Annotated in this window: 4 protein-coding genes; all 4 read left to right on the forward strand. The window is 57.1% G+C overall.

What is annotated here, in order from left to right; all coding sequences use genetic code 11:
* Window positions 1-167: 167 nt before the first annotated feature.
* Window positions 168-3,095 (forward strand): caspase family protein, encoded by a 2,928-nt coding sequence (locus tag G494_RS0114185; RefSeq protein WP_161629998.1) that lies wholly within the window; start codon window positions 168-170, stop codon window positions 3,093-3,095.
* 164 nt (window positions 3,096-3,259) lie between these two features.
* On the forward strand, window positions 3,260-6,043 hold the full coding sequence (locus G494_RS0114190; protein ID WP_232362560.1) for a caspase family protein: 2,784 nt from the start codon (window positions 3,260-3,262) through the stop codon (window positions 6,041-6,043).
* 47 nt (window positions 6,044-6,090) lie between these two features.
* Window positions 6,091-8,982: a caspase family protein gene (locus G494_RS23650; protein WP_051305720.1), complete on the forward strand. Its 2,892-nt coding sequence runs from the start codon at window positions 6,091-6,093 to the stop codon at window positions 8,980-8,982.
* A gap of 86 nt (window positions 8,983-9,068) precedes the next feature.
* The coding region (locus tag G494_RS0114205; protein ID WP_028585068.1) for a caspase family protein at window positions 9,069-11,701 on the forward strand (2,633 nt) is incomplete at its 3' end.

The raw sequence follows: 11,701 nt of genomic DNA on the forward strand, positions 1-11,701 counted from the left end.
GTGACGGTCAAGGAGATCGATCTCTATGTGACCCGGCGGGTCAAGCAGCTCACCGGCGGCCGACAGAAACCCACCACCATCATCCCGGACTCGGTCCCTGATTTTGCGCTGACTGCCAGATGAGGAACTCATTTTACAGGATCTATCAGCGCACGGGGAGAGCAAAGATGAGGAAGAAGAACCGATTGTTATGGCCTGTTGCAATCTGTTTGTTGTTGGGGGTGCCGCTTCTGCTGGCTCCTCTACAGAGGAGCTTTGCTGCGGCCGGGAGCGAACCGGTCCTCATCGTTGATAGCGGCGGGCATAAGGGCATCATAAATGACCTGGTGGTCAGCTCTGATAACCGTTACCTGATCTCTGCCTCTGATGACAAGACCATCCGGGTCTGGGATATCAAGACGAAAAGGGAGGTGGCCAAGATCCTGGGGCAGATCGGGCCGGGCTCAGAGGGAAAGATCTTTGCCATCGCCCTCTCTCCGGATGATCGCTGGCTGGCCGTGGGAGGGTATTTAGGGCGGTTTACCGGCAAGAAAGCAGGAGCAGATGAAGAAGCGCATAAAATTCGGATCTATGATTTTGCCAGTGGTAGGCTCCATCGAGTCCTAAAGAGTCATACCAACGTGGTCATTGATTTGGCCTTTAGTGCCGATGGCAGCCTGCTGGCATCCGGGTCAGCGGATAAGACCGTAAAAGTCTGGGACGTAATGGAAGAATTCCGTTTAGAGGCGAGTCTGGAAGGGCATCAGGATGATGTCTACGGTGTCCGATTTTTACCCGACAATCGAGTTGTTTCTGTAGGCGATGATGAGCAGTTGATCCTCTGGCAGGATGGCAGGCTAAAGAAGAGCTATAAACATAGCCATGATCTTGATTATATTGCCGTGAGCAAGGAGTGGCTGGCGGTATCCGGTGCCCAATCGGATACCCAGATCCTGGTCTTTGACCATGGGCTCCACCTCCATAAGACCATCAGCAGCCCGACTAATCCGATCGGGCTCAGCTTCTCCCGAGACGGCCGCCTGCTCCTGGCTGGAACCGGCACTGTTCCCAGGGTAGCCATCGTCTATGATGTGGCCGCTGATTTTCGAGAACAGAGCCGCTTCAGTGAACATGACAATCTGGCCATGGCCACGGCCTTTCTGGCTGACAACACCGCGGTCACCGCAGGTGGCACTAATAACGAAATTTACTTCTGGAAGAACGGGAAGGCACTGGGCCATATTGGAGGCAGCGGCAGGGCCATCTGGGGGGGGGGCCTTGATCGAGGCGGCCTGCACTGGGGTACGACCTGGAAACAAAGCGTAAAAAAACATGCCAATCCCCTGACGTACCGTCTCGACCTGAGCAGCTTTACTGTCGGTGAATCAGATACTGCAGCCCAAAGAATCGAAACTCGATATCAGGATTGGTCCCTGAGTCATCGGAAGGGAGGCGCATACGGCTACAGTGATGCCACCCTGGTGATTAACAGGGCTGGGCAGGAAGAGGCTCGTGTCACCCGTAAGGGATCAAGCGGTTATCGGCATAGAGTATATGGTTTTACCAGTGAAGGTTTTGTTATCTCAGGTGGTGCCAATGGCTTTCTTGCTGCCTATAACCGAAAGGGGGAGCAACTCGCCCAGTTTATCGGTCATACCGGTGAGGTTTGGTCCCTGGCGGTGGAGGGCGATCGGCTGTTGTCAGGTTCTGGTGATCAGACCCTCAAGCTCTGGGACCTGGGTGAACTCAGGCAGGGCAAGAAGATCTACCCTTTGCTCAATTTTTTTGCAGGCAGTGATGGCGAATGGGTGGCCTGGTCCCGGTCCGGCTACTATGCGGCCAGTGCCCAGGGGGATAGGTATGTGGGCTTTCACGTCAATGGCGGCCCGGAGAAGGAGGCCCGGTTTTATCCGGCCTCCCGTTTTCAATCCAGTCTCTACCGGCCCGATATCATCCAGGCTCTGATCATCAGCGGCAGCGAGGAGGAGGCCATCCGGATTGCCTCCCGCTCACGGAGGACCGAAGTCGTGGATACCGCCTCGATCCTGCCGCCCCTGATCGAGTTGATCAAGCCAACCCAGCTCCGACAGGAGATCGATGGGGACCGGCTGGAGCTGGAGTGTCTGATTACCCCCCAGTCCAAGCATCCCATCACCGAGATCCAACTCCTGGTCAACGGCCGGCCCACCGCGGAAAGCAGGGCTCTGAAGCGGAGGAAGAGCAAAGGCGGGATCCTGGTCAGTCGTGAGCTTGCCCTGCCCCTGGAGAGCAACGTCGTCACCGTGATTGCCCGCACCGCCTATTCGGCCTCCAACCCGCTGGTCCTGGAGATCACTAAGCAGCAGAGCCAGGAGCAGATCTATAAACCCTCGCTCTACCTCTTTGGGGTGGGAGTCTCGGACTATGGCGATCCGGCCATGGACCTGCGCTTTGCCGACGATGATGTCCGGGCCGTGGAGCAGCTCTTCCAGAGCCAGGCCGGCTCCCTCTACGGCAGGGTGCAGACCCGGGTGGTCACCAACCAGGAGGCGACCCGGGGGGCCATTCTTGACGGGTTGGACTGGCTCCAGGCCGAGGTGACCCAACGTGATACCGCGGTGATCTTCATTGCCGGCCACGGGGTCAACGATGAAATGAACTATTACTTTCTCGGTCACGACAGTAATCCTGATAAGCTGCGGCGTACAGGGGTGAATTGGCGTGATTTTAAAGATATCATCAGCGGCCTGCCCTCCAAGGTTATCCTCCTGGCCGATACCTGCCACTCCGGGGCGATCATGGGTGGTGGCCGCCGTGGCGACCACTCCATCACCGCAGCCATCAAGGAGCTGCTGGCCGCAGGCTCCGGCCAGGTGATCATGACCGCGGCCACCGGGTCCTCCTTTTCCCTGGAACGTCCCGAATGGGGCCATGGCGCCTTTACCAAGGCCCTGCTGGAGGGCTTTGGTGCAGCCAGCGGCCGCTTGCAGGCGGATTACGATCAGGACCGGGTGGTGACGGTCAAGGAGATCGATCTCTATGTGACCCGGCGGGTCAAGCAGCTCACCGGCGGCCGACAGAAACCCACCACCATCATCCCGGACTCGGTTCCTGATTTTGCGCTGACCGCCAGATGAGCAGCCATTATTTCCGGATCAACCAGCCTGTAAGGAGAGCAAAAAGAATGAAGGCCAATCGCTTGTTATGCCCTGTTGTGATCTGCTTTTTTTTGATGTGCACCCTCCTCTTCGCGCCTGTGCAGAGGAACGGTGTCCAGGCAGGGAACGAACCCGTTTTGACCGTGGATACCGGCGGCCATAGGGGAAGAATTCAAGACCTGGTGGTCAGCTCGGATAATCGTTACCTGATCTCAGCCTCGGATGACAAGACCATCCGGGTCTGGGATATCAAGACGAAAAAAGAGGTGGCCAAGATCCTGGGGCAGATAGGGGCTGGCTCAGAGGGGAAGATCTTTGCCATCGCCCTCTCTCCGGATGATCGCTGGCTGGCGGTGGGGGGGTATATTAACAGTGGAGGTGGTGAGCGTATTCGCATTTATGATTTTGCCAGCGGTACGCTCCATCGAGTCCTCAAGAGTCATACCAACGTGGTCCAGGATCTGGCCTTTAGTCCCGATGGCAGTTTGCTGGCATCCAGCTCTGCGGATAAGACGGTCAAGCTTTGGACCGTAGCGGATGATTTCCGTTTGAAGTCGAGCCTGAAGGGGCATCAGGATGATGTCTACGGTGTCCAATTTTTAGCGGACAATCGAGTCGTTTCTGTCGGTGATGATGAACAGCTGATCCTCTGGCAAGACGGCAGGATAAAGAAGCGTTATAAACACAGCCATGATCTTGATTTTATTGCAGTGAGCAAGGAGTGGTTGGCGGTGTCCGGTTCTCAGGGAGACAAGCAGATCCTGATTTTCGACCATAACCTTCGCCTCCACAAGACCATCAGCAGCCCGACCAAGCCGACTGGCCTGAGCTTCTCCCGTGATGGGCGCCTGCTGCTGGCAGGGACTGGCACTTCTCCTTTTGAGTCGCTTCTCTATGATGTGACCGCTGATTTTCGTAAGCAGAGTCGTTTCGGCAAACATGACAACCTGGCCATGGCGACGACCTTTCTGGCCGATAACACTGCGGTCACCGCTGGCGGCGATAATAAGGATGTCTACTTCTGGAAGAACGGCAAGGCCTTGGCCCATATTGCAGGCAGCGGCGGATCCATCTGGGCGGTTGGGCTTGATCGGGGTGGCCTGCACTGGGGGACGACCTGGAAACAGAGTGTAAAAAAACATGCCAATCCTCTGGAACATCGTTTTGACCTCAACAGTTTTTCAGTCGGTGACTCAGATATCGCAGCCCGAAGAATTAATCCCTCTTATCAGGATTGGTCGCTCAGTCATCGGAAGGGAGGCGCATACGGCTATGGTGATGCCATCTTGGTGATTAGCAGGGCTGGGCAAGAAGAGGCGACTATTACCCGTAAATCATCAGGTGGATTGCGGCATCTAGTTTATGGTTTTACAGCTGACGGTAACATTCTCTCCGGTGGTGCTCATGGCGCTCTCGCTGCCTATAACAGGAAGGGAGAGCAGCTCGCTCAGTTCATCGGTCATACCGGTACAGTCTGGTCTTTGGCGGTCGAGGGCGATCGGTTGCTGTCTGGCTCTGTCGACCAGACCCTCAAGCTCTGGGACTTGGGAGAGCTCAGGCAGGGCAAGAAGAAGATTTATCCGCTGCTCAATTTTTTTGCAGGTAATGATGGTGAGTGGGTGGCTTGGTCACGGTCCGGTTACTATACGGCCAGCGCCCAGGGGGACAAGTATGTGGGCTTTCACGTCAATGGCGGCCCGGAGAAGGAGGCCCGGTTTTATCCGGCCTCCCGTTTTCAGGCCAGTCTCTACCGGCCCGATATCATCCAGGCCCTGATCCGCAGCGGCAGCGAGGAGGAGGCCATCCGGATTGCCGGCCGCTCACGGAGGACCGAAGTCGTGGATACCGCCTCGATCCTGCCGCCTCTGATCGAGTTGATCAAGCCAAGCCAGCTCCGACATCAGGTCCAGGGGGACCGGCTGGAGCTGCAGTGTCTGATCACCCCCCAGTCCAAGCATCCCATCACCGAGATCCAACTCCTGGTCAACGGCCGGCCCACCGCGGAAAGCAGGGCTTTGAAGCGGAGGAAGAGCAAAGGCGGGTTCCTGGTCAGCCGTGAGCTTTCCCTGCCCCTGGAGAGCAACGTCGTCACGGTGATCGCCCGTACCGCCTATTCAACCTCCAACCCGCTGGTCCTGGAGATCACTAAGCAACAGAGCCAAGCGCAGATTTATAAACCATCGCTCTATCTCTTTGGGGTGGGGGTCTCGGACTATGGCGATCCGACCATGGACCTGCGCTTTGCCGATGATGATGTCCTGGCCGTGGAACAGCTCTTCCAGGGCCAGGCCGGCTCCCTCTACGGCCGGGTACAGACCCGGGTGGTCACCAACCAGGAGGCGACCAAGGACGCCATCCTTGACGGCTTGGACTGGCTCCGGGCCGAGGTGACCCAGCGTGATACCGCGGTGATCTTCATCGCCGGCCACGGAGTCAACGATGAGCACAACTACTACTTTCTCGGCCATGATGCCAACCCGGAGAAACTGCGGCGGACAGCGGTCAACTGGTATGAGTTTAAAGATATCATCAGCGGGCTGCCCTCCAAGGTGATCCTCCTGGCCGACACCTGCCACTCCGGGGCGATCATGGGTGGTGGCCGCCGTGGGGACCACTCCATCACCGCGGCCATCAAGGAGCTGCTGGCAGCAGGCTCCGGCCAGGTGATCATGACCGCGGCCACCGGCTCCTCTTTTTCCCTGGAACGTCCCGAATGGGGCCATGGCGCCTTTACCAAGGCCCTGCTGGAGGGCTTTGGTGCCGCTAGCGGCCGCTTGGAGGCGGATTATGATCAGGACCGGGTGGTGACGGTCAAGGAGATCGATCTCTATGTGACCCGGCGGGTCAAGCAGCTCACCGGCGGCCGACAGAAGCCCACCACCATCATCCCGGACTCGGTCCCTGATTTTGCGCTGACCGCCAGATGAGCAGCTATTATTTCCGGACCAACCAGCCTGTAAGGAGAGCAAAAAGAATGAAGGCCAGTCGATTGTTATCCCCTGTTGTGATCTGCTTCTTTTTAATGTGCATGCTTCTCTTCGCGCCCGGGAAGAGGAGTTTTGCCCAGGCAGGCAACGAACCGATTTTGACCGTGGATAGCGGCGGCCATAAGGGGATCATAAAGGGTCTGTTGGTCAGCTCGGATAATCGTTACCTGATCTCAGCCTCGGATGACAAGACCATTCGGGTCTGGGATCTCAAGACGAAAAAGGAGCTGGCTAAGATCCTGGGGCAGATCGGGCTGGGTTCTGAGGGGAAGGTCTTTGCCATCGCCCTCTCTCCGGATGATCGTTGGCTGGCTGTTGGCGGTTATTTTTTACCCGACGATGTCATCCGGATCTATGATTTTAGCAGTGGCAAACTCCATCGAGTCCTCAAGAGTCATTCCAACGTGGTTCATGACGTGGCCTTTAGCCCCGATGGCAGGGTATTGGCATCGGGATCCGCGGATAAGACGGTAAAACTTTGGGCAGTAGAGGATGACTTCCGGCTGGTGAGGACCCTGGATGGCCATCAAAACTCTGTTTATGGAGTAGCCTTTCTTCCGGATAATCGCCTGGCCTCGGTTGGCGATGATGAACAGCTGATCCTCTGGCAGGACGGCAGGCTAAAGAAGCGATATAAACACAGCCATGATCTTGATTTTATCGCAGTGAGCAAGGATTGGTTGGCGGTGTCCGGTTCTCAGGGTGACAAGCAGATCCTGATTTTCGACCATAACCTTCGCCTCCATAAGACCATCAGCAGCCCAACCAAGCCGACCGGCCTGAGCTTCTCCCGGGATGGGCGCCTGCTGCTGGCAGGGACCGGCACTAGTCCCAGGCTAGCCATCGTCTATGATGTGACTGCTGATTTTTGTGAGCAGAGTCGCTTCAGCAAGCATGACAATCTGGCCATGGCCACGGCCTTTCTGGCCGATAACACCGCCGTCACTGCCGGCGGTGCTAATAACGAAATCTACTTCTGGAAGAACGGCAAGGCCTTGGCCCATATTGGAGGCAGCGGCAGAGCTATCTGGGCGGCGGGTCTTGATCGGGGCGGCCTGCACTGGGGCACGACCTGGAAATGTGATGTGAAAAAGCATGCCAATCCCCTGGAACATCGCTTTGACCTCAACAGTTTTGTCATCGGCGATTCAGATATCGCTGCCCGAAGGATAGCGAGTTCTTATCAGGACTGGTCTCTCAGCCACCGCAAGGGTGGTGATTATGGTTACTCTGATGCCACCTTGGTGATTAGTAAGAATGATCAGGAAGAGGCGCGTATCATCAGAAAATCATCGAATGGGTATCGGCATAGAGTCTACGGCTTCACCGGGGAAGGTCTCGTTATTTCAGGAGGAAGTAATGGTTTTCTAACCGCCTATAACCTGGACGGCAAGGAGGTAGCCCAGTTCATCGGCCATACCAGTGTGATTTGGTCCCTGGCGGTGGAGGGCGATCGGCTGCTGTCAGGCTCTGATGATCAGACCCTCAAACTTTGGGACCTGGGAGAGCTCAGGCAGGGCAAGAAGAAGATTTATCCGCTGTTGAATCTCTTTGCAGGCAGTGATGGCGAGTGGGTGGCCTGGTCCCGGTCCGGTTATTATGCGGCCAGTGCCCAGGGCGATAAGTATGTGGGTTTTCACGTCAATGGCGGCCCGGAAAAGGAGGCCCGGTTTTACCCGGCCTCCCGTTTTCAATCCAGTCTCTACCGACCCGATATCATCCAGGCCTTGATCATCAGCGGCAGCGAGGAGGAGGCCATCCGGATTGCGTCCCGCTCACGGAGGACGGAAGTCGTGGATACCGCCTCGATCCTGCCGCCCCTGATCGAGTTGATCAAACCAAGCCAGCTCCGACAAGAGATCGATGGGGACCGGCTGGAGCTGCAGTGTCTGATCACTCCCCAGTCCAAGCATCCCATAACCGAGATTCAGCTCCTGGTCAACGGCCGGCCCACCGCGGAAAGCAGGGCCCTGAAGCGGAGGAAGAGCAAAGGCGGGATCCTGATCAGCCGTGAGCTTGCCCTGCCCCTGGAGAGCAACGTCGTCACCGTGATCGCCCGTACCGCCTGTTCAACCTCCAACCCGTTGGTCCTGGAGATCACTAAGCAGCAGAGCCAGGAGCAGATCTATAAACCCTCGCTCTACCTCTTTGGGGTGGGGGTCTCGGACTATGGGGATCCGGCCATGGACCTGCGCTTTGCCGATGATGATGTCCGGGCCGTGGAGCAACTTTTCCAGGGGCAGGCCGGATCCCTCTACGGCCGGGTACAGACAAGGGTGGTCACCAACCAGGGGGCGACCAAGGATGCCATTCTCGATGGCCTGGACTGGCTCCGGGCTGAGGTGACCCAGCGTGATACCGCGGTTATCTTCATCGCCGGCCATGGCGTCAATAATGACCAGGATTATTATTTCCTTGGCCATGATGCCAATCCGGAGAAACTGCGGCGGACAGCGGTCAACTGGTATGAGTTTAAAAGTATTATCAGCGGTCTGCCCTCCAAGGTAATCCTCCTGGCCGATACCTGCCACTCCGGTGCGATCATGGGTGGTCGCCGTGGCGACCACTCCATCACCGCGGCCATCAAGGAACTGCTGGCCGCCGGCTCCGGTCAGGTGATCATGACCGCGGCCACCGGTTCCTCCTTTTCCCTGGAACGTCCCGAATGGGGCCATGGCGCCTTTACCAAGGCCCTGCTGGAGGGCTTTGGTGCAGCCAGCGGACGCTTGCAGGCGGATTACGATCAGGACCGGGTGGTGACGGTCAAGGAGATCGATCTCTATGTGACCCGCCGGGTCAAGCAACTCACCGGTGGCCGGCAGAAGCCCACCACCATCATCCCGGACTCGGTCCCTGATTTTGCGGTGACTGCCAGGTGAGCAGCTACTATTTCCGGACCAACCAGCCTGTAAGGAGAGCAAAAGGAATGAAGGCTAATCGTTTGTTATGCCCTGTTGGAGTGTGCATGTTTTTGGTGTGCATGCTTCTGTTGGTTCCTTCGGAGGGGAGAAGTACCCTTGCGGCAGAGAACGAGTCGATTCTCACCGTGGATAGCGGCGGCCATAAGGGTATTATCAGAGATCTGGTGGTTACCTCGGATAACCGTCACCTGATCTCTGCCTCGGATGACAAGACCATCCGGGTTTGGGATATCAAGACCCGCAAGGAGGTGGCCAAGATTCTGGGTCAGGTCGGGCCTGGGTATGGTGAGCTCTATGCCATAGCCCTGTCCCCGAATGATCGCTGGTTGGCGGTGGGTGGCTATTTTTTACCCGAGGATGTTATTCGGATCTATGATTTTGCCAGCGGTAAACTCCATCGCCTCCTCAAGGGGCACACCAACGTGGTCAATGATCTGGTGTTTAGTCTGGATGGGAGCATGTTGGCGTCCGGCTCTGCGGATAAGACGGTCAAGCTTTGGGATGTAGAGGATGACTTTTGCTTGAAAGAGACCCTGGAGGAACATACGGATGATGTCTACGGAGTTGCCTTTCTTCCGGATAATCGTTTGGTTTCTGTTGGCTACGACGAGCAGCTGGTCCTCTGGCAGGACGGCAGGGTAAAGAAGAGCTATAAACACCGTCATGACTTGAAATACCTTGCCGTAAGTAAGGAGTGGCTGGCGGTGTCGGGTAATCGATCCGATAAACAGATTCTGATCTTTGATCATGATCTTCGCCTCCACAAGACCATCAGCAGCCCGACCAAACCTACGGGGCTCAGCTTTTCCCCTGATGGGGGCCTGCTCCTGGCAGGGACTGGCACTTCTCCTTTTGAGTCGCTTCTCTATGATGTGACCGATGGTTTTCGAGAACAGAGTCGCTTCAGCAAACATGACAACCTAGTCATGGCCACGGCCTTTCTGGCTGATAACACTGCGGTTACCGCCGGTGGTAATAAGAACGAAATTTACTTTTGGAAGGAGGGGAAAAGACAGGGCCATATCGGAGGCAGTGGAAGGGCCATCTGGGCGGCGGGTCTTGATCGGGGCGGCCTGCATTGGGGAAACACCTGGAAGGGTGGTGTCAAAAAACATGGCAATCCCCTGGAGCATCGTTTTGACCTCAACAGTTTTACTGTCGGTGAATCAGATATTGCAGCTCGAAGAATCGAAACCCGGTATAAGGACTGGTCCCTCAGCCACCGCAAAGGAGGTGATTATGGTTACTCTGATGCCAGCCTGGTGATCAGTAAGAATGATCAGGAAGAGGCGCGTGTTATCCGCAAGGCATCAAATGGGTATCGGCATAGAGTCTATGGCTTCACTGCTGACGGTCTCGTTATTTCTGGCGGGAGTCATGGCTTTCTAACCGCCTATAACCGGAAGGGTGAGGAACTTGCCCAGTTCATCGGCCACACCGGTACCGTCTGGTCCCTGGCGGTTGAGGGGGATCGTCTGCTGACAGGATCTGCTGACCAGACCCTCAAGCTCTGGGACCTGGGTGAGCTCAGGCAGGGCAAGAAGAAGATCTATCCGTTGTTGAATCTCTTTGCCGGCAGTGATGGCGAGTGGGTGGCCTGGTCCCGGTCCGGTTACTACACGGCCAGCGCCCATGGCGATAAGTACGTGGGATTTCACGTTAATGGTGGGCCGGAGAAGGAGGCCCGGTTTTACCCGGCCTCCCGTTTTCAATCCAGCCTCTACCGGCCCGATATCATCCAGGCCCTGATCATCAGCGGCAGCGAGGAGGAGGCCATCCGGATCGCGTCCCGCTCACGGAGGACCGAAGCCGTGGATACCGCCTCGATCCTGCCGCCCCTGATCGAGTTGATCAAACCAAGCCAGCTCCGGCAAGAGATCGATGGGGACCGGCTGGAGCTGCAGTGTCTGATCACGCCCCAGTCCAAGCATCCCATAACCGAGATTCAGCTCCTGGTCAACGGCCGGCCCAGCGCGGAAAGCAGGGCCCTGAAGCGGAGGAAGAGCAAGGGCGGGTTCCTGGTCAGCCGAGAGCTTGCCCTGCCCCTGGAGAGCAACGTCGTCACCGTGATTGCCCGTACCGCCTATTCAACCTCCAATCCGCTGGTCCTGGAGGTCACTAAGCAGCAGAGCCAGGAGCAGATCTATAAACCATCGCTCTATCTCTTTGGGGTGGGGGTCTCGGACTATGGGGATCCGGCCATGGACCTGCGTTTTGCCGACGATGATGTCCGGGCCGTGGAGCAACTTTTCCAGGGGCAGGCCGGATCCCTCTACGGCCAGGTACAGACCCGGGTGGTCACCAACCAGGGGGCGACCAAGGATGCCATCCTTGACGGTCTGGACTGGCTCCGGGCCGAGGTGACCCAGCGTGATACTGCGGTGATCTTCATCGCCGGCCACGGGGTCAACGATGAGCACAACTACTACTTTCTCGGCCATGATGCCGACCCGGAGAAACTGCGGCGGACAGGAGTGAACTGGTATGAGTTTAAAGATATTATCAGCGGTCTGCCCTCCAAGGTGATCCTCCTGGCCGATACCTGCCACTCCGGGGCGATCATGGGTGGTGGCCGCCGTGGCGACCACTCCATCACCGCAGCCATCAAGGAGCTGCTGGCCGCCGGCTCCGGCCAGGTGATCATGACCGCGGCCACCGGTTCCTCCTTTTCCCTGGA

The organism is Desulfogranum mediterraneum DSM 13871 (genome assembly GCF_000429965.1).
Lineage (GTDB): Bacteria > Desulfobacterota > Desulfobulbia > Desulfobulbales > Desulfobulbaceae > Desulfogranum > Desulfogranum mediterraneum.